General features: G+C 65.0%; 18 protein-coding genes and 1 tRNA gene. 5 read left to right on the top strand and 14 right to left on the bottom strand.

What is annotated here, in order from left to right; all coding sequences use genetic code 11:
• Positions 1 to 2: 2 nt before the first annotated feature.
• From AC24YW_RS22660 to AC24YW_RS22610, 11 genes are all read right to left on the bottom strand, one after another.
• Positions 3 to 923, bottom strand: coding sequence for an FAD binding domain-containing protein (locus tag AC24YW_RS22660; RefSeq protein ID WP_487484777.1), 921 nt, complete (start codon positions 921 to 923; stop codon positions 3 to 5).
• Entirely contained in the window at positions 920 to 3,607 is a 2,688-nt protein-coding gene (locus tag AC24YW_RS22655) for a molybdopterin-dependent oxidoreductase (RefSeq protein WP_487484776.1), read from the bottom strand. The genes AC24YW_RS22660 and AC24YW_RS22655 overlap by 4 nt, the downstream gene beginning before the upstream one ends.
• Positions 3,604 to 4,266, bottom strand: a complete 663-nt coding sequence (locus tag AC24YW_RS22650) for a TetR/AcrR family transcriptional regulator (protein WP_487484775.1) — start codon at positions 4,264 to 4,266, stop codon at positions 3,604 to 3,606. The genes AC24YW_RS22655 and AC24YW_RS22650 overlap by 4 nt, the downstream gene beginning before the upstream one ends.
• Before the next feature lie 361 nt (positions 4,267 to 4,627).
• The gene (locus AC24YW_RS22645) at positions 4,628 to 4,900 is read right to left on the bottom strand and encodes a BQ00720 family protein (protein ID WP_011083553.1); all 273 of its coding nucleotides are present in this window, start codon (positions 4,898 to 4,900) and stop codon (positions 4,628 to 4,630) included.
• Between the two features lie 50 nt (positions 4,901 to 4,950).
• Entirely contained in the window at positions 4,951 to 5,376 is a 426-nt protein-coding gene (locus tag AC24YW_RS22640; protein WP_028139463.1) for an Hsp20 family protein, read from the bottom strand.
• A 269-nt stretch (positions 5,377 to 5,645) separates the two neighbouring features.
• A complete protein-coding gene (locus AC24YW_RS22635; protein WP_487484774.1) occupies positions 5,646 to 6,734 on the bottom strand; it encodes a sn-glycerol-3-phosphate import ATP-binding protein UgpC in 1,089 nt (362 codons plus the stop codon).
• A gap of 6 nt (positions 6,735 to 6,740) precedes the next feature.
• Positions 6,741 to 7,589 carry a sn-glycerol-3-phosphate ABC transporter permease UgpE gene (gene ugpE / locus AC24YW_RS22630; RefSeq protein ID WP_487484773.1) on the bottom strand — a complete coding sequence of 283 codons (849 nt, stop codon included), beginning with the start codon at positions 7,587 to 7,589 and terminating at the stop codon, positions 6,741 to 6,743.
• Positions 7,589 to 8,470, bottom strand: a complete 882-nt coding sequence (ugpA, locus tag AC24YW_RS22625; protein WP_487484772.1) for a sn-glycerol-3-phosphate ABC transporter permease UgpA — start codon at positions 8,468 to 8,470, stop codon at positions 7,589 to 7,591. Before ugpA ends, ugpE begins: the two co-directional genes overlap by 1 nt.
• Positions 8,471 to 8,518: 48 nt before the next feature.
• Positions 8,519 to 9,835: a sn-glycerol-3-phosphate ABC transporter substrate-binding protein UgpB gene (ugpB, locus tag AC24YW_RS22620; protein ID WP_487484771.1), complete on the bottom strand. Its 1,317-nt coding sequence runs from the start codon at positions 9,833 to 9,835 to the stop codon at positions 8,519 to 8,521.
• A gap of 217 nt (positions 9,836 to 10,052) precedes the next feature.
• Entirely contained in the window at positions 10,053 to 11,258 is a 1,206-nt protein-coding gene (locus tag AC24YW_RS22615; protein ID WP_487484770.1) for a CaiB/BaiF CoA transferase family protein, read from the bottom strand.
• Between the two features lie 180 nt (positions 11,259 to 11,438).
• Complete coding sequence (locus AC24YW_RS22610) at positions 11,439 to 11,864, bottom strand: organic hydroperoxide resistance protein (protein WP_018645071.1); 426 nt, start codon at positions 11,862 to 11,864, stop codon at positions 11,439 to 11,441.
• 155 nt (positions 11,865 to 12,019) lie between these two features.
• Between AC24YW_RS22610 and AC24YW_RS22605 the strand changes: the two genes are divergently transcribed.
• Positions 12,020 to 12,478: a MarR family winged helix-turn-helix transcriptional regulator gene (locus tag AC24YW_RS22605; protein WP_487484769.1), complete on the top strand. Its 459-nt coding sequence runs from the start codon at positions 12,020 to 12,022 to the stop codon at positions 12,476 to 12,478.
• A gap of 5 nt (positions 12,479 to 12,483) precedes the next feature.
• Here AC24YW_RS22605 and AC24YW_RS22600 read toward each other — a convergent pair whose 3' ends face one another.
• From AC24YW_RS22600 to AC24YW_RS22590, 3 genes are all read right to left on the bottom strand, one after another.
• On the bottom strand, positions 12,484 to 12,720 hold the full coding sequence (locus tag AC24YW_RS22600) for a GIY-YIG nuclease family protein (RefSeq protein WP_487484768.1): 237 nt from the start codon (positions 12,718 to 12,720) through the stop codon (positions 12,484 to 12,486).
• Between the two features lie 157 nt (positions 12,721 to 12,877).
• Positions 12,878 to 12,953: transfer RNA gene (locus AC24YW_RS22595), tRNA-Ala, on the bottom strand.
• A 97-nt stretch (positions 12,954 to 13,050) separates the two neighbouring features.
• A complete protein-coding gene (locus tag AC24YW_RS22590; RefSeq protein WP_036024433.1) occupies positions 13,051 to 13,458 on the bottom strand; it encodes a TIGR02300 family protein in 408 nt (135 codons plus the stop codon).
• Between the two features lie 134 nt (positions 13,459 to 13,592).
• On the opposite strand from AC24YW_RS22590, the gene aroA reads away from it, so the two are divergent.
• The 4 genes from aroA (at position 13,593) to rpsA (ending at position 18,035) form a co-directional block, all read left to right on the top strand.
• Positions 13,593 to 14,954, top strand: a complete 1,362-nt coding sequence (gene aroA, locus AC24YW_RS22585) for a 3-phosphoshikimate 1-carboxyvinyltransferase (protein WP_487484973.1) — start codon at positions 13,593 to 13,595, stop codon at positions 14,952 to 14,954.
• A 55-nt stretch (positions 14,955 to 15,009) separates the two neighbouring features.
• Entirely contained in the window at positions 15,010 to 15,417 is a 408-nt protein-coding gene (locus AC24YW_RS22580) for a hypothetical protein (protein ID WP_487484767.1), read from the top strand.
• A 5-nt stretch (positions 15,418 to 15,422) separates the two neighbouring features.
• Positions 15,423 to 16,061: a (d)CMP kinase gene (cmk, locus tag AC24YW_RS22575; protein WP_487484766.1), complete on the top strand. Its 639-nt coding sequence runs from the start codon at positions 15,423 to 15,425 to the stop codon at positions 16,059 to 16,061.
• Between the two features lie 267 nt (positions 16,062 to 16,328).
• Positions 16,329 to 18,035, top strand: coding sequence for a 30S ribosomal protein S1 (gene rpsA, locus AC24YW_RS22570; RefSeq protein WP_487484765.1), 1,707 nt, complete (start codon positions 16,329 to 16,331; stop codon positions 18,033 to 18,035).
• Positions 18,036 to 18,247 lie beyond the last annotated feature (212 nt).

The raw sequence follows: 18,247 nt of genomic DNA, 5'->3' as shown, positions 1-18,247 counted from the left end.
AGCTAATCTGCAAGCCGCTCCAGCACGTCGCGCACCAGCCCTTGCAGAAGATCGAGCTTGTAGGCCGTCATCGGTAATGGTTTGGCACCCGAGCTCGCCGCTGTCGCCGCTTCTGCGATCGATGCGGCATTGGCAACCTTGCCGCTGAGCTGGACTTCCACGGCGGTGAGGCGAAGCGGCACGGGCGCGACGCCGCCTGCAGCGAGACGCACGAGCTGGAACTTGCCGCCGGCGATCACGACGCGGGCGCAGAGTTCCACCAGCGGCCATTCCGCATGGGTCCGGCTGATCGCCCGCTTGTAGGAAGCGCGCTCGCCTTGAAGCGGAGCAGGAAGCGTAATGCTCTTGATCATCTCGCCTGCCGCGAGTGTATGGTCGGCGTGCGAGACCGAGCCGTCGCCGAGCAGGCCGGCAATCGAGAGTCCGCTGCGTCGGTCCGTGGTGATGGTCGCATCATAGGCGAGCAAAGCCGCCGCCATGGTCGAAGGATGCGGCGCGACGCACGGGCCGAGATCGAAGGCGACGCCATAGAGATGATTGCCGGAACGGGCCGGGCAGGTGCTGCCGCCTTTCTTCAGGCAATCGATGTCGGCGCGGCGGAAATACCAGCAGCGCGAACGCTGCGCGAGATTGCCGCCGAGCGTTGCAACCTGGCGCACCTGTGGCGTGGCGAGCCCTTGCGCGCTCGCCGCAATGCCGGGATAGGCCGCGGCGATGCGCGCGTCGGTCGCGATCGTGGCGATGGTGGTGAGCGCGCCGATCTGGGCTGCTCCGTCGGCGCCCCAGCTGATCGTCTTGTCGCCGGTGGCCGAGATATCGATCAGGATTCCCTGCGACACGCCGCTGCGGCGGCGTTCGCTGAAGTCGGTGCCTCCGGCGCGGAATTCAGGCGTGGGGTTGGCGGTCATGACGGCGACACTCATGCTGCATCCCTCCCTTTCAGCGCGGCCACAAGACGATCGGGCCGGAACGGAATTTCGGTCAGTCTCACCCCGATCGCATCGCGGATGGCGTTGGCGATCGCGGGCGAGGTCGGCACGGTGGCGACTTCGCCGATGCCGACGCTGCCGCCCGGCACATGCTCGAAACCGGCCTCGTCGAAATGCACCTCCAGTTTCGGCATGTCGGCCATACCCGGAATGCGGTAATCCTCCATGCTGCCGCTCAGGACGTGGCCGCTCGAAGGATCGGTCTCCCGCGACTCATAGAGGGCGTAGCCGATGCCCTGGATCACCGCGCCCGCGGCCTGGCTCCGCGCCAGCGCCGGCGCGGCGAGCTTGCCGATCGCAAGACCCGTATAGGCGTTGAGCACGCGCACATGGCCGAGCCAGGTATCGACCTCGACTTCCATCACCTGCACCGAGCTCGGCACGCCGGCGCCGACCACCATGTGGTTCATCAGACGCAGCACCCAACCGAACACCCGGCCCATGATGCCCGCCTCGTGCAGCGCGGGCCTGACGCCGGGCGGCGGCTTGCCGTCCTCCTGGCGTTTCGCCGACACGGCGATATCAGGGGAGGCCGCGATCATCTCGCGCCACGGCGCGTTCGAGCCCGGAGCAGGCGTGCGAGACGCGGTGCGCCTGATTTCCGCTTTCAGCTTGTCGATGGCGAGCAAGGTCGGCGGCACCACCGAGGCGGTGACGCGGCTGCCGCCGGAGCCCGGTCCGCGCGGCAGGTTGGAGCGGCCGATGCGAACGTCCACATCCTGCGGCTCGAGATCGAACGCCTTCGCGACGGTGCTCGCGATCACGCTGCGCGTGCCGGTGCCGATATCCTGGACCGCGCAGCTTGCGACGATGCGGCCGCCCTTGATCGCGAGTTCGACCGAGGAGCCGGTCTGCCAGAGATAGAGCCAGTAGCCGGTGGCGACGCCGACGCCGCGCCGGTAGCGGCCGGTCTGCGACGCGGCCGGCTTGCGGCTCTTCCAGACGTCGAGGCCGGCAGCCCAGTCGTACAGTCGCTGGCGGTTGGGATCGGGGTCCCAGAGTTTGCGCAGGGCAATCGGATCGATCTTCATGCGTAGCGCGGCTTCGTCGACCGCCTGCTCCAGCGCAAACGACATCGGCGGACCGCCGGGGCCGCGGAACGGCGCGCCGGGCGGCAAATTGCTGAGCACGTCGAAGTCGACGAGCTCCTTTGCTTCGGCCGGATAGATCAGTCGCGCGAGGCCCGCGATCAGCGAGTTCACGGCGGCGCCGGTATCGGCATGGGCCGTGAGCGACAGCGCCTTGAGGCGGCCTTCCGCCGAGGGCAGCAAGGACAGCTTCAGCTCGGCGGCCGGACGATAGCCGGCGACGGAAAGCTCCTCTTCACGATCGAAGGCGACACGCACCGGCGCCTTCGCTGCACGCGCAAGCTCGATCGCGGCGATGGTCTCCAGCCCAAGGCTGCCCTTGGAGCCGAACCCGCCGCCGACATGATCAGCGATCACGCGCACCTTGTCGTGCGGCAGGCCATAACGCTTGGCGATCTTCTCCATGCTCTCGTGAATGGCCTGGGTCGAGATGTGCACAATGAGCTGATCGCCCTCGAACCTGGCCACGGCGGCATGTGGTTCGAGGCTCGCGTGCTGCTGCGTCGAGACGCGGAAGGTTTCCTCGACCAGCAGCGGATTGCCTTGCTGGCGCGCCTCGTCGAGCCAGCTCCTGGCCTGCTTGGCTTTCTGCGAGAACGGCGCCGAAGGCCCGCGCACATTGCCCTTCCACGACACCGGGGCGCCGCCGGCGCCCTCGGACACGTTGCCGGCACGCTTGCGGTCCTTCTTTTCGAACACGATCGGCGCACCGTCGCGTCGGGCGGCATCGAGCCCGATCACTGCGGGCAAAGGCTCGGCCTTGAAGCGGATCGCGGCGATCGCCTGCAATGCGGTGCGGCGATCCCTCGCCGCGACGGCTGCAATCGGCGCGCCGACGAAGCGGACCATGTTGTCATCGTCGAGCAGCGGAACGACCGCGGCAACACCGGCCATGGCGCGCGCCGGCGCCAGATCGAGCCCGGTGATCCTCGCATGCGCGACGTGCGCGCGCAGGATGACGCCTTCGAGCTGGCCGTCATGGTGGATGTCGACGGTGTAATGGGCGAGGCCCGTCACCTTGTCGCGGGCTTCCAGCCGCGGCGCGATGGGCTCAATGCCGTCGAAGCGGCCTGAACAAGCCTCCGCCACCGCGCGAAAAATGCCTTCATAGGCACCGCAGCGGCAGAGATGTCCCGATAGCGCGGCGGCGATCTCCTCGCGCGAGGGTGTCGCCGCGCCCTTGGTCGCGCGCCAGCCGTCGTGGAAGGCGGCGGCTTCGACGACGAAGCCGGGCGTGCAGAAGCCGCATTGCAGGGCGTCGTGCGCCATGAACGCCTTCTGCACCGGGTGCAATCCGGCGCTACCTATGCCCTCGATGGTCGTCAGCGATTTGCCGGCGGCTGCCTGCGCCGGCAACAGGCAGCTCACGACCGGCGTGCCGTCGAGCAGCACGGTGCAGGCGCCGCAGACGCCGGAGCCGCAGACGAGCTTGGTGCCGGTGAGGCCGCCATCGCGGATCACGTCGATCAGAAGCGCATCCGGATCGTCGGGCAGCACCAGAGGCCGTCCATTGATGGTCGTGGTGGTCATTTTCGAACTCCCGTTTTGCGGTGGGACTTCTTTGCGGACGGCGCCATCGCGCCGGCAATCAGCATGCGCAGCATGGTCTCGAGCTGTTTCAGGAACGCGTCGACCGGCTGCATGGAGGGGAAGGCGGATTTGGTGCCGTGGACCGCCATCTCGACGCAACGCGCGAGCTCGCGCACGCTGACGCCGCTTTCGAGCTTGAGCTTTCGCTTGCGGCACACCCGCGCGATCGTGGTTGCGATCTCCTCAGTGAAACGGTTGGAATAGCTCTGGTAGAGGTCGCGCGCCTGCGCGAGGTGCTCGGAAAACAGCTCCTCGGTATGGGGCGAGTCCTTGAGCGACGCGAGCAGCGACTGCATTCGCGCGCCGATCTCGGCGACCAGGATGTCGGCAAGATCGAGGCCCGCCTCTTCCGCCGCCTTCGCGGCCGCGATTTCGGCAGCGAGCCCCTGCGCGTAGATCCGCTCGAGCACGGCGCGAAACAGCGCCTCCTTGGAGGCGAAGTGATGATAGAGCGCCTGCCGCGTCAGTCCGGCTTCCTCCGCCGCCTGCTCGATCGAGGAGCGGCGGAAGCCGTAGCGCCGGAACACGCGCAAGGCGGCGTCGAGGATCCGGTCCTGGGGCGGGGCCTTGGCCTGCATTTTGTCAGATTTGACAAACACGAATGAAATGTCAAATCACGGATTGATGACGGTCTCGTGCGCGGCAAAAGGCAATGCTCCCCGCACATCGCATTTGAATTTCGAAAGGCCGTCATGCCCGGGCTTGTCCCGGGCATCCACGTTCTTTGCGCTACGTGGAAAGGCGTGGATGGCCGGGACAAGCCCGGCCATGACGCTGTGGACACAGTCGGTGTCCCAGCCACGTCTAACATGCGATTGCCCTGCCGCACGCGGGCGGGGACGTCGCCGAATCCCGGTTGACTGCCGATGGCGACGCGAACACCTCGCCGCCCAAATGAAAACGGGCACGCCTTCTTGCGAAGGCATGCCCGCTTGAAAACCTATTCGTGCGACGCGCGCTTTAGTGCACGCTCACCGCTTGCAGCTCGTTGCTCCAGGCGTTGGCGACCGCGGCTTCGCGGCTGTCGGTCAGCATGATCGGCGTGCCGTCGGCGGCGTGGAGCGCGAACAGCTTGAGGCCCGGCGCGATCTTGGGCGCCTCGGGGAACAGGCCCGGCACGTCTTCGGAGCGGATCTGCTTCACATAGGCGATATGGCCTTCGCCCAGGGTTGCCAGCGTCTCCGGAGAGACGTTCTTGGCTTCGTATTCGAACGCAACGTGACCTTCACTCATGGTCTCGACTCCTCTGGAACACTAAGCGGTCGAGTCCGCTACTCGTTCCATTATTCGTGCTCATTGATAGCGATTGTCTTAACGATCCGCTCCGGTTCAGGCCGGGCCAGATCGATCGACAACAGCCCGTTCTTCAGATCCGCACCCAGCACCAGCATCCCCTCCGCCAGCACGAAGGTGCGCTGGAAGTGGCGCGCGGCGATGCCGCGATGGATGTATTGCCGGGTCTTGTCGTCCTGCTGCCGCCCGCGGATCACGAGCTGGTTTTCCTCAATGGTTACATCGAGTTGGTCGCGCGTAAATCCGGCGACCGCCAGCGTGATCCGCAAACGCTCGGGCTGGCCGTCCGCGCCGCCGCACCTCTCGATATTGTAGGGAGGGTAGCCGTCGGCACCTTTGACGACGCGGTCGAGCACGCGCTCGATCTCGTCGAAGCCCAGCAGGAAGGGACTGGAGAGCGTTGGAACACGAGACATAGTTTACAAAGTCCTCGCAGAAGCGACTTTGGTGTGTCGGGGCCCGTCGTGGCACCCCTTGAACAGCAATATGGGCATGTTCCCCTGTGGGTTCAAGGATGTAGCAGGAGAGGCTGTGGACGGGCCACTTTCCGCCATCGCTCGAATGCCTGATTCGTCATGGTTGGCATGACGCGTCGTGCGAGGCGATTTATCCCAACAAAAACAAGCCCCCTTCTACTGTGCATGGGGTTGTTTTCGACACTTTTGTCGTCTGGCCCCGGAGCCGATCAGCCCTTAAGCCGCGTCCGCCCGTCGTCACTGAACAGGTGCAGCTTGGCCCGCACCGCCGCGACACGGATTCTCGCGCCGATCGCAGGCGCCCCCGTTCCGGGAATGCGGACGATGACCTCGCCGGGCGGCAGCTCGCCGGGCGTGGCGGCGACGCGCTGGTCCTCCTGCTCGCGGGAGCCGTAGATGAAGGTTTCGGCGCCGACGCGCTCGATCGCTTCGACGGTGAGCGGCAAGGCGACGCCGCCGGCCGGCGTCTCGTCGGTGATGACGAAATCTTCCGGACGGATGCCAAGAATGCCGGCATCAGCCGCCGCGCTACCGGCGAGCTGCGAGCGGGTCTCCTCGGGCCGCGTCGACATCAGGTTCATCGGCGGTGCGCCGATGAAGGAGGCGACGAAGGTCGTCGCCGGTTTCTCGTAGATATCAAGGGGATTGCCGACCTGCTCGACCTGGCCGCCGTTCATCACGACGAGAATGTCGGCGAGCGTCATTGCTTCCAGCTGGTCGTGGGTGACGTAGATCGACGTCGTGTTGAGCCGGCGCTGCAATTTGCGGATCTCGACCCGCATCGCGATGCGCAGCTTCGCATCGAGGTTGGACAGCGGCTCGTCGAACAGGAACACCTTGGGCTGGCGCACGATGGCGCGGCCCATGGCGACGCGTTGGCGCTGGCCGCCGGAGAGCTGGCGCGGCTTGCGCTCCAACATGGCGGAGAGCTCGAGCACCCGCGCGGCTTCCTCGACCCGGGTCTTGATCTCCGCCTCGGCCATGCCGCGGTTGCGCAGGCCATAGGCCATGTTGTTGTAGACGCTCATATGCGGATAGAGCGCGTAGTTCTGGAACACCATCGCGATGTCGCGGTCGGCGGGCTCGATTCCGTTGACGACGCGACCGCCGATGTCGATCTCGCCGCCGGTGACCGTCTCGAGCCCCGCGACCATGCGCAGCAGCGTGGACTTGCCGCAGCCGGAGGGGCCGACCAGCACGCAGAACTGTCCGTCGCCGACATCGACGTCGACGCCCTTGATGGCCTCGAAGCCGCCGGGATAGGTCTTGCGGACGCTGCGCAGGGTCACGTTGGCCATAAGTCTCTACTTCTCCGTCTCGACCAGGCCGCGCACGAACAGCTTCTGCATCACGACGACGACGAACACCGGCGGCAGCATGGCCAGCACGGCGGTTGCCATCACGAGCGGCCATTCGGTCAGCGCGTCGCTGGTGGTGATCATCTTGCGGATGCCGATCTGGATGGTCTGCATGTCGTCGCGCGTCGTGATCAGAAGCGGCCAGAGATATTGATTCCAGCCGAGGATGAACAGGATCACGAACAACGCCGCCATGTTGGTGCGCGACAGCGGCAGCAGCGTGTCCCAGAAGAAGCGGAACGGGCCGGCGCCGTCGATGCGCGAGGCTTCCAGCAATTCGTCCGGCACGGTCATGAAGAACTGGCGGAACAGCAGCGTCGCGGTGGCCGATGCGATCAGCGGCAGCGCCAGGCCGGCATAGCTGTCGAGCATGTGCAGATCAGCGACGATCTTGTAGGTCGGATAGATGCGCACCTCGACCGGCAGCATCAAGGTGATGAAGATGATCCAGAAGATCGCCATCCGGAACGGAAAGCGGAAATAGACGATCGCATAGGCCGAGATGATCGAGACCGTGATCTTGCCCACCGCGATCAAGAGCGCCATCACCAGCGAGTTCAACATCATGTTGCCGACCGGCTCGCGGGTCGAGCCGCTCGTGCCGACGAAGATGGTCTGGTAGTAGGTTTGCAGAAACTGGCCGCCCGGCAGCAGGGACATCTGTCCGTTCGCGATCACCGCGTTGTCCTGGGTCGAGGCGATGATCGCGATGTAGACCGGGAAGGCGACGATCGCGATTCCGATCCACAGGATGATGTGGGCGATGTAGCGCCGAAAGCCCTCTTCCTCCACCATCAGTAGGTCACCTTCCGTTCGACGAAGCGGAACTGGATTCCCGTCAGCACGATGACCATGATCATCAGGATCACCGATTGCGCCGCGGAGCTGCCGAGGTTTCCGCCGAGCAGGCCGTCGGTATAGACCTTGTAGACCAGCGTCTCCGTCGATTTGCCGGGGCCGCCCCGGGTCATGGTGTCGATGATGCCGAACGTGTCGAAGAAGGCGTAGACGATGTTGACGACCAGCAGGAAGAAGATGGTCGGCGACAGCAGCGGGAAGGTCACCGTCCAGAACCTGCGCATCGGCCGCGCGCCGTCGATCGCGGCGGCCTCGAGCACGCTCTTGGGGATGCTCTGCAGGCCGGCGAGGAAGAACAGGAAGTTGTAGGAAATCTGCTTCCACGCGGCGGCGAGGATGATCAGCGCGGCGGCCTGGTCGCCGTCGAGCAGCGGATTCCAGTCGACGCCGGCGGCGCGCAGGTAGCGCGAGAGCACACCGAGCGAGGGATGCAGCATGAAGATCCAGAGCACGCCGACGACCGGCGGCGCCACCGCGTAGGGCCAGATCAGCAGCGTCCGGTAGAGCATCGAGCCGCGCAGCGGCTTGTCCGCCATCACGGCCAGCAGCAGCGCGAACGACAGCGACGACACCGCGATCGCGAACGAGAAGAAGAAGGTGCGCAGGATCGCCTCGAAATAGGCGCGCTCCTTGAACAGCTCGAGATAATTCTCGAACCAGACGAAGCTGGTCGACAGGCCGAAGGCGTCCTGGAGCAGGAAGGACTGGATCACCGCCTGCAAGGCCGGCCAGTAGAAGAAAATCAGGACGATCGCGAGCTGCGGCGCAACCAGCGCATAGGGCAATAGCTTCGATTGGAAAATGGCTTGCTTCTGCATGATGCCCCGAGGGCGGCAGGCCGGCTGACCGGCCTGCCGCTTGTCGCCTTACTTCACGGCGGTCTTTTCGAACTGGCGCAGCATGGTGTTGCCGCGCTCGACGGCCGCGTCCAGCGCCTGCTTGGCCGTCTTCTTGCCGGCCAGCGCCTGCTCGATCTCTTCCGCCCAGACGTCGCGGAGCTGCACCATGTTGCCGAGGCGCAGACCGCGCGAATTCTCGGTCGGCTCCTTGTTGGTCAGCTCGAGCAGCGGAGTCTCCAGATACGGCTGGTCCTTGTAGAAGCCATCCGCCTTGGCCCTGTCATAGGCCGCCTTGGTGATCGGCAGATAACCCGAGGCCTTGTGGATGTAGACCTGGCGATCGGTGTCCGAGAGGAAGCCGAAGAACTTGGCGATGCCCTTGTACTCGTCGGCCGACTTGCCGCCCATCACCCACAGCGAGGCACCGCCGATGATCGAGTTCTGCGGCGCGCCCTTGGCGTCCGGGTAGTAGGGCATCGGCACCGCGGTGAAGGCGAACTTGGCCTGCGCCTTGACGTTGCCGAAGAACGCCGACGAGGTCAGGTAGAGCGGGCATTCGCCTGACGTGAAGCGGCCTTCGCCGGTGTTGGTGCGGCCGGCATAGTCGTAGGTCTTGTCTTTCTGGAGCTCGACCAGGTTTTCGAGATGCTTGACCTGGAGCGGCCCGTTGAAGGAGAGCACGGTGTCGAAGCCGTCGAGGCCGTTGGCCTTGGTCGACAGCGGCACGTTGTGCCAGGCGGACAGCTGCTCGAGATTGACCCAGGTGACCCAGGAATTGGAGAAGCCGCAGGTGGCATGCCCGGCCGCCTTCAGCTTCTTGGCGGCGTCGAACACTTCGGGCCAGGTCTTCGGGATCTCGACGTTCGCCTTCTTCAGCGCGTCGAGGTTGACCCACATCACCGTCGAGGACGAGTTGAAGGGGAAGGACAGCATCTCGCCCTTCGAGGTCGAGTAGTAGCCGGTGATCGCGGGCAGATAGGCCTTGGGATCGAACTTCTCGCCGGTCTCGGCCATCAGCTTGTAGACCGGCTTCACGGCGCCGGTCGCGGCCATCATGGTGGCGGTGCCGACCTCGAACACCTGCATGATGTGCGGCGCGTTGCCGGCGCGGAACGCGGCGATGCCGGCGTTCATCGTGTCGGCATAGTTGCCCTTGTAGGTCGGAATCACCTTGTAGTCGCTCTGCGTGGCATTGAAGTCGTTGGCGAGCCTGACGATGACGTCGTTGTTGGCGCCGGTCATCGCGTGCCACCACTGGATTTCAGTCACGGCAAATGCCGGCGAGGCGCCGAGACCAATTGTGAGTGCGACGGCCGCCGCCGCGCCAAAATGTCGAAGAGCCATCAAGAAAACCTCCCTTGCCCGTCACTAAGAAGCGCTTGCGCTAGCAGCGCCATATGACGTTCACATGACTGTGTAAGCGGGAGAAACGAAAGCAGCAAGCGCGGCCGAATGGGAAGTCGTCAAATAGGCCAAGACGGAGCGGTCAGCCGACTCCGTTCGCGCTGCACATGCGTGCGCGCGCCGCAGTGCGGCATTGCTTGATGTGGCGGGTGAGGCCCTAGCGTTTCCGCTCGGGACCGCAGACCGTGCCTTTTTCGACCATCGCGTCGATCTCGGCCTTGGAGTAGCCGAACTCGCCAAGCACCTCGGCCGCGTGCTGGCTGAATTTCGGCGGTACGCGGCGCAGGCTCGGCTTGCTGCGGTCGAGCCGGATCGGCGAGGCCACGCCCTTGTACCAGTCCTTCTCGATAATATCGCCACGCGCGATCGTGTGCGGGTTGGTCAACGCCTGGTCGATCTTCTGCACGGGGCCAGCGGGCAGGCCGGCCGCGAGCAGGCGGTTGCACAGCGGCTCGGCCTCGTGCTGGCTGAACACGGCGGCAAGCTCGGCACGCAGCGCCTCGCGATTGGCGATGCGGTCCTTGTTGCGGGCAAAGCGCGGATCGGTGCCGAGCTCGGGCTTGCCGATCTCCTTGGCCAGCTTGCGGAAGGTGCCGTCATTGCCGACGCCGATGAAGATATTGTCGGTCTTGGTCGGGAAGATCGCGTAAGGCACGAGGTTCGGATGCTCGTTGCCGGTGAGACCAGGCGGCTTGCCATGCATGAAATAATTCGCGGTATGCGGATGCATGATCGCAAGGCCGGTCTCGTACAGCGTCGTCTCCAGGAACTGGCCCTTGCCCGACCGCTGCCGCTCCGACAGCGCCATCAGGATGCCGATCGCCGCGTAAAGTCCGGTGGTGATGTCGACCAGGGGCACGCCGATCCGCATCGGCCCGCTCTCGGGCGAGCCGGTTGCCGCGATCATGCCGGTCATGGCCTGGATGATGGCGTCATAGCCGGGGTTGCCGCCGCGCGGGCCGTCGGCGCCGAAGCCGCAGATCCGGCAATGCACGAGGCGCGGGAATTTCTTGCTGAGGATTTCGTTGCCGATGCCCCATTTCTCCAGCGTGCCCGGCTTGAAATTCTCGATCAGGACGTCGGCGGTCTCCAGCATCTTGAGCAGCACGACGCGCCCGCCCTCGGAGGCGAGGTCGAGGCCGATCGAGCGCTTGTTGCGGTTGATGCCGACGAAATAGGCCGCGTCCTCCTCGTGGAACGGAGGGCCCCATTCGCGCACCTCGTCGCCCGCGGGCGGCTCGACCTTGATCACGTCGGCGCCGTGGTCGGCGAGGATCTGGGTGCAGTAGGGACCGCCGAGCACGCGCGTGAGATCGATGACGCGCAGTCCGCTCATGGCACCCGTTGCGGCTTCAGAACTCATACCTTCGCTTCCCCTGTGTCGGTCGGTCGATCACAGGCCTAGCGAGGTTTGTTTGCGCCAGCAATGGCGCCTGGCGTGGAGCCGTATGCGCCCCCGTGCAGCCATGCCGCGGGGTGGCAAATTCAGTCGCAGGCGGCCGGCCCGAGGGGGATCCCGGGGCCAGCCGATCCGCGCTGTCGATCAGACCACCGTCAGGCGAACGTCGACATTGCCGCGCGTGGCATTGGAGTACGGGCACACCTGGTGTGCCTTCGCGACCAGCGCCTCGGCCTCCGCGCGGGCAAGACCCGGCAGCGAGACCGCAAGGTCGATGTCGAGGCCGAAGCCGCCCTCGGAGCGCGGACCGATGCCGACGGTCGAGGTGACCGACGCATCGGCGGGCACCTTCGGGCCGCCCTGCGATGCCACGAACTTCATCGCGCCGATGAAGCAGGCGGCATAACCGGCCGCGAACAGCTGCTCGGGATTGTTGCCGGCACCGCCGCCGCCGCCGAGCTCCTTCGGCGTGGTGAGCTTGACGTCGAGCGCGCCGTCGAGGGTCGCAGCATGGCCGTCGCGGCCGCCGGTGGCCTTGGCGCTGGTCTTGTAGAGGACGTTTACAGACATTGTCGTCTCCTCGGGTCTTTCGGGGTTGGGGTGTAAGCTTTATCGCAGACAATTAGATTGCGCGCAATCTAATTCGTGGCGTTTCACATTTAATTGTTCGCAATTGAATGTGGCGCCGGCCGGGCCCAGAATGGGAGAAACGCGCAGGATTCGTCATGGCCCGGAAATCAACGGCGGTAGACCCGCTTCGTCTCGACAACCAGATCTGCTTCGCGGTCTATTCCGCTACGCACGCCTTCAACCGCGTCTACAAGCCACTGCTCGATCGGCTCGGCCTGACCTATCCGCAATATCTGGTCATGCTGGTGCTGTGGGAGCGCGACGACGTGCCGGTCAAGGAGATCGGCGAGAAGCTGTTCCTGGATTCGGGCACGCTGACGCCGCTGCTGAAGCGCCTCGAGGCCGCCCATCTCGTCAGGCGCACCCGCTCGCGTGAGGACGAGCGCCAGGTTCTGATCGCCCTGACGCTGCAGGGCCATGCGCTGAAGGAAAAGGCCCGCAGCGTGCCGCAATCGATCCTGGCGGCATCGGACTGCTCGGTGTCGGAACTGGTCGCGATGAAGGACGAGATCGTCGCGCTGAGGGACCGGCTGAATGCGGTGATCGGGGAGTAGGGGGCTTACAGGCGTTTCTTGGCGAAGGCGCGGCCGGACGCTGACTTCAGGTACTTCTCGAATGCGACGGCCTGCCTCTCGTTGTTGAACGCAATGTAGGTCTTGAGACGCCAGGGTCCGTATTTCGAGGTGTGAGGGACCTCACCAGCATTGTGCTTTGTGAGTCGGGCTGGCAGGTCGTCGGTGATCCCGACATAGAAGTGGAGGGAATCGAGGCTCTCAAGGATGTAGACGTACTTCATGGCACGCTCCCCAGTTGTCGAGGAGAGCTTACACCCGCGTTCTATCTGATGGAGCCCGGCTTCGCCCTTCGGGCTACGCCGCGGCAGCCTTCGCTCACTTCGCTACGATGGAGCGGGGCTGGCTTGCCGAGCCGTAGCTCGCGAAGCGAGCGAAGGCTGGTGGAGCCAGGCGGGATCGAACCGCCGACCTCTTGCATGCCATGCAAGCGCTCTCCCAGCTGAGCTATGGCCCCTTAGTCCAGATGGGAGGATCCTGGGGGACCCGTCCCGGCCGGCGAGCGCTCTAGGCGACTCGCGCGGTGCACCCTTTTTCACAGATCAGGGCTGATCTCAAGTCTCTTCATCACCGCCGACATCACCAATGATGTCGGTCACGTCCTCGTCGCCCTCTTCCTCGTCGGCAATGAAGGTCGAATCGTCGTCATCATCGTCGTCGAGGGTCTCGTCGACCTCGATATCGTCCTCCGATTCGGGCACGACGGCCTTGACCTTGCCGGTGTTTTCCTCGGCGTCGGCTTCCTCGAGCGAGACCAGTTCTTCGGCTTCCGCCGGCTCCGGCGCGTTGTCCTGGGCCATGTTGCGGGCCTCGGCCGCACGGGGGCCGCGGGCAGGAGCGACCGGAGCGATGGGCACCACTTCGCCGGTATAGGGCGAGATCACCGGATTCTTGTTGAGGTCATAGAACTTCTTGCCCGTGGTCGGGCAAATACGTTTGGTTCCGAGTTCGGACTTGGCCACGGCAGGAATCCTGGGAATGTCTGAAAAGCGGTGCTTCACTTGGCTAGTTGGCGGCCCGCTGTCAATAGCGCATTGCGGGAGAACGACATGCCCGTGACGGGGCGCAGACCATGTGGTACCTGCCCGCCAGCCCAATGGGCCTATTCAAGGACACAATCTTGACCCATTCCGACCAACCGAGGCCGCTCCAGTCTCGCGCCAGCGGTCCCCTGACCGGGAAAGTACGGGTGCCCGGAGACAAGTCGATCTCCCATCGCGCCCTGATCCTGGGCGCGCTCGCAGTCGGCGAGACCAGGATTTCGGGCCTGCTCGAGGGCGAGGACGTCCTCAACACCGCCAAATCCATGCAGGCGCTGGGCGCCAGGGTCGAGCGCACCGGTGATTTCGCCTGGACCGTCAACGGCGTCGGGGTCGGGGGGTTCGATCAGCCCAAGGCGCCGCTGGATTTCGGCAATTCCGGCACCGGCTGCCGGCTGGTGATGGGCGCCGTCGCCGGCTGCCCGATTTCGGCGGTGTTCGATGGCGACGCCTCGTTGCGCAGCCGCCCGATGCGCCGGATCCTCGATCCGCTGGGAAAGATGGGTGCCAGGGTCAGCGCCGGCGGCGAGGGCGGGCGCCTGCCGCTGACGCTCCAAGGCGCGCGCGACCCTCTGCCGATCACCTACAAGACCCCGGTCGCCTCGGCCCAGATCAAATCGGCCGTGCTGCTGGCCGGTCTCGCGGCGCCCGGCACCACCACAGTCATCGAGACCGAGGCCAGCCGCGACCACACCGAGCTGATGCTGAGGCATTTCGGTGCCGACATCACCTCGGTCCAGGAAGGCCGCCACGGCCGCCGCATCACGCTGGTGGGCCAGCCCGAGCTTCATGGCGCCAATGTCGTGGTGCCCGCCGATCCCTCCTCGGCCGCCTTCCCGATCGTCGCGGCGCTGATCGTCGAGGGCTCCGACCTCGTGCTGTCCGACGTCATGACCAATCCGCTGCGCACCGGCCTGTTCACCACGCTGCGCGAAATGGGCGCCTCCATCGAGGAGAGCGAGGTGCGCGGCGATGCTGGCGAGCCGATGGCCCGCTTGCGCGTGCGCGCGTCGAAGCTGCGCGGCATCGAGGTGCCGCCGGAGCGCGCGCCGTCGATGATCGACGAATATCTGGTGCTGGCGGTGGCGGCCTCGTTCGCCGAAGGCACCACGATCATGCGCGGCCTGCAGGAGCTGCGCGTCAAGGAATCCGACCGGCTTGAAGCCACCGCCGCCATGCTGCGCGTCAACGGCGTCAAGGTCGAGGTCTCCGGCGATGATCTGATCGTCGAGGGCCGCGGCCACGTCCCGGGCGGCGGCACTGTCGCCACCCACATGGACCATCGCATTGCGATGTCCGCCCTCGTGATGGGCTGCGCCTCCGATCAGCCGGTGACCGTCGACGACACCGCCTTCATCGCCACCAGCTTTCCGGACTTCATTCCGATGATGCGTTCGCTAGGGGCCGAGTTTTCATGAGGCCGCGGCTATGAGCACAGCTTTCGACCGCGACGCCTTGCTGTGAGGAGGCGGAATGCGCCCAAGAACCCTCGCTGAAGCCGTAGCTCTCATACGCGCAGGCGCGCCACAAGATTCCACTCTGGCCAAGTTTATCGATACATTTGACTTGGCCGCCACGAGCCAGGCTCAATACGAGACGATCGCAGACGAGCCCGACTTGACCCGAAACGATCGGCTCGATGCCCTGATCGGCGCGATAGCCGAGTATCTGGCCAAGCAACGTCGTCTCGGTCGGGTGCCAGCGTGGGTCTGCGATCCGGCGCGGCGCCTTGCCGAACCATGGTTCACGGCGTCATCGCCGTCCGACGCGATGCGCGAATATCTCACTTTTGCGAGCCCCGCGGAGTTCGCGTCTCGCAACATTTTCACGGAAGAGCGGCCATTGCGACGAGCGCGCGGGCCACAGACAGCCAAGGTTTGAGTGACATGATCATCGCCATCGACGGGCCCGCGGCTTCGGGCAAGGGGACGCTCGGCAAGCGTCTCGCCCACCATTACGGCTATCGTCATCTCGATACCGGCGTGATCTATCGCGCGGTGGCCTATGCCTTGATGCAGTCCGGGCACGATCTCAACGACGAGGCGGCCGCGGTGCAGGCCGCGCTGGAGCTCGATCCGGAAAAGTTCGGCAATCCTGCGCTGAAGACCCAGAAGGCCGGCGAGGGCGCCTCGATCGTCTCGGCCATCCCCAGGGTTCGCGAGGTTCTGGTCAATTTCCAGCGCCAGTTTGCCGCCGATCCGCCCGGCGCCGTGCTCGACGGCCGGGATATTGGAACCGTGATCTGCCCCCATGCCGACGTGAAAATCTTCGTGGTCGCCGACCCCAAGGTCCGCGCCCGCCGCCGCACCATGGAGGCCAAAGCGAGGGGCGAGGAGGCGGACGAGGCGGCCGTGCTTGCCGACATCCTCCAGCGTGACGAACGCGACAAGAATCGGGCGATTGCGCCTTTGAAACCGGCCCCGGATGCTTACTTGCTAGATAACTCCCAACTGGATATAGAAGGCGGCGTCCGGGCCGCCATCGACATTATCGAGGCTGTCCGAGCGGGCCGGTCGCGGGGTTAAGCCGCCGCCGTCATTGGAGGAAGTGCCCGCTCCCGCTCTTTGAGGTCGATACGCTTCGTCCCGGTTTCGGGACCGGCGCGATCCAGGTTCCGGACAAAGCTTTCAACGTATCGAACGCGCGGGCCTCAGCCGGCCCGCTTCCGCTGTTCTGGTCGCAAGATCGGGGCAACGAGCGGTCGCTCGAAGGTCTTGCGGACCTTCCGACACTGCGCGCGCGATGCGCCCATGAACCCAACGGCCGGCAAGACATCCGCAACTGGAGAACAAATGGCTTCGACTTCTGCTGATACCTATAGCCCGTCGCGCGACGATTTCGCCGCGATGCTCGACGAGTCCTTCGCAGGCGGCAACCTGCAGGAAAGCTCCGTCGTCAAGGGCAAGGTGGTTGCAATTGAAAAGGACATGGCCGTCATCGACGTCGGCCTGAAGACCGAGGGCCGCGTCGCGCTGCGCGAATTTTCCGGCCCCGGCCGTGAGAGCGACATCAAGGTCGGCGACGAGGTGGAAGTGTTCCTCGATCGCATCGAAAACGCCCTCGGCGAAGCCGTGCTGTCGCGCGACAAGGCGCGCCGCGAAGAGAGCTGGGGCAAGCTGGAGAAGGCGTTCCAGAACAACGAGAAGGTCAACGGCGTCATCTTCAACCAGGTCAAGGGCGGCTTCACCGTCGACCTCGACGGTGCCGTGGCCTTCCTGCCGCGCTCGCAAGTCGACATCCGTCCGATCCGCGACGTTGCGCCGTTGATGAACAACTCGCAGCCGTTCCAGATCCTGAAGATGGACCGCCGCCGCGGCAACATCGTCGTGTCCCGCCGCACGGTTCTCGAAGAGACCCGCGCCGAGCAGCGCCAGGAGCTGGTGCAGAACCTCGAAGAGGGTCAGGTCATCGACGGCGTGGTCAAGAACATCACCGATTACGGTGCGTTCGTAGACCTCGGCGGCATCGACGGCCTGCTGCACGTCACCGACATCGCGTGGCGCCGCGTCAACCACCCGACCGAGGTGCTCTCGATCGGCCAGACCGTGAAGGTCAAGATCATCAAGATCAACCACGAGACGCACCGCATCTCGCTGGGCATGAAGCAGCTGCTGGACGATCCGTGGCAGGGCATCGAAGCCAAGTACCCGCTGGGTGCCCGCTTCACCGGCCGCGTCACCAACATCACCGACTACGGTGCGTTCGTCGAGCTCGAGCCGGGCATCGAAGGCCTGATCCACGTCTCCGAGATGTCGTGGACCAAGAAGAACATGCACCCCGGCAAGATCGTGTCGACCTCGCAGGAAGTCGACGTGCAGGTGCTGGAAGTGGATTCCGTCAAGCGCCGCATCTCGCTCGGCCTCAAGCAGACCATGCGCAACCCCTGGGAGGTCTTCGTCGAGAAGCACCCGACCGGTTCGGTGGTCGAGGGCGAGGTCAAGAACAAGACCGAGTTCGGTCTGTTCCTGGGCCTCGAGGGCGACGTCGACGGCATGGTCCACCTGTCCGATCTCGACTGGAAGCTCCCGGGCGAGCAGGTGATCGACAACTACAAGAAGGGCGACATGGTGAAGGCCGTGGTGCTCGATGTGGACGTCGAGAAGGAGCGCATCTCGCTCGGCATCAAGCAGCTCGAAGGCGACCCCTTCGCCGAGCCGGGCGATGTCAAGAAGGGCGCGGTCGTGACCTGCGAAGTGCTCGAAGTGAAGGAGAGCGGTATCGAGGTGAAGATCGCCGGTACCGACTTCACCACCTTCATCAAGCGCTCGGAGCTCGCCCGTGACCGCAACGACCAGCGCGCCGAACGCTTCGCCGTCGGCGAGAAGGTCGATGCCCGCGTGATCCAGTTCGACAAGAAGGCCCGCAAGGTCCAGGTGTCGATCAAGGCGCTCGAAGTCGCCGAAGAGAAGGAAGCCATCGCGCAGTACGGCTCTTCGGATTCGGGTGCGACGCTCGGCGACATCCTCGGCACCGCGCTCAAGAACCGCGACAGCAAGTAAGCGAAACGTACATTTCGCTGCATCAAGGCCCCGGCGCAAGCCGGGGCTTTTTTCTTGCGGCATGCTCGATTGTCGTCCCGGGGCGCGCGAGGCGCGAGCCCGGGACCCATAACCGCAGGATAAGTTTGACGGAGACTCGGAGTTGCCAGCTCGCTCGACGACTCCTCCTTGGGGTTATGGATCCCCGCCCCCGTGCGCTTTGCGCACTAGGC

The organism is Bradyrhizobium sp. USDA3516, assembly GCF_057651995.1.
The sequence above is the reverse complement of the archived record's forward strand: the minus strand, read 5'-3'. Positions and strand labels throughout refer to the sequence as shown.

Bases quoted from the DNA above. Each gene is read 5' to 3' on its own strand.
- AC24YW_RS22580 (WP_487484767.1), top strand. From the start codon at position 15,010: ATGCGCCCAAGAACCCTCGCTGAAGCCGTAGCTCTCATACGCGCAGGC.
- AC24YW_RS22610 (WP_018645071.1), bottom strand. From the start codon at position 11,864: ATGTCTGTAAACGTCCTCTACAAGACCAGCGCCAAGGCCACCGGCGGC.
- AC24YW_RS22645 (WP_011083553.1), bottom strand. From the start codon at position 4,900: ATGAGTGAAGGTCACGTTGCGTTCGAATACGAAGCCAAGAACGTCTCT.
- AC24YW_RS22660 (WP_487484777.1), bottom strand. From the start codon at position 923: ATGAGTGTCGCCGTCATGACCGCCAACCCCACGCCTGAATTCCGCGCC.
- AC24YW_RS22635 (WP_487484774.1), bottom strand. From the start codon at position 6,734: ATGGCCAACGTGACCCTGCGCAGCGTCCGCAAGACCTATCCCGGCGGC.
- AC24YW_RS22640 (WP_028139463.1), bottom strand. From the start codon at position 5,376: ATGTCTCGTGTTCCAACGCTCTCCAGTCCCTTCCTGCTGGGCTTCGAC.
- AC24YW_RS22615 (WP_487484770.1), bottom strand. From the start codon at position 11,258: ATGAGTTCTGAAGCCGCAACGGGTGCCATGAGCGGACTGCGCGTCATC.
- ugpB (WP_487484771.1), bottom strand. From the start codon at position 9,835: ATGGCTCTTCGACATTTTGGCGCGGCGGCGGCCGTCGCACTCACAATT.
- rpsA (WP_487484765.1), top strand. From the start codon at position 16,329: ATGGCTTCGACTTCTGCTGATACCTATAGCCCGTCGCGCGACGATTTC.
- AC24YW_RS22655 (WP_487484776.1), bottom strand. From the start codon at position 3,607: ATGACCACCACGACCATCAATGGACGGCCTCTGGTGCTGCCCGACGAT.
- aroA (WP_487484973.1), top strand. From the start codon at position 13,593: ATGGGCCTATTCAAGGACACAATCTTGACCCATTCCGACCAACCGAGG.
- AC24YW_RS22600 (WP_487484768.1), bottom strand. From the start codon at position 12,720: ATGAAGTACGTCTACATCCTTGAGAGCCTCGATTCCCTCCACTTCTAT.
- cmk (WP_487484766.1), top strand. From the start codon at position 15,423: ATGATCATCGCCATCGACGGGCCCGCGGCTTCGGGCAAGGGGACGCTC.
- AC24YW_RS22605 (WP_487484769.1), top strand. From the start codon at position 12,020: ATGGCCCGGAAATCAACGGCGGTAGACCCGCTTCGTCTCGACAACCAG.
- ugpA (WP_487484772.1), bottom strand. From the start codon at position 8,470: ATGCAGAAGCAAGCCATTTTCCAATCGAAGCTATTGCCCTATGCGCTG.
- ugpE (WP_487484773.1), bottom strand. From the start codon at position 7,589: ATGGTGGAGGAAGAGGGCTTTCGGCGCTACATCGCCCACATCATCCTG.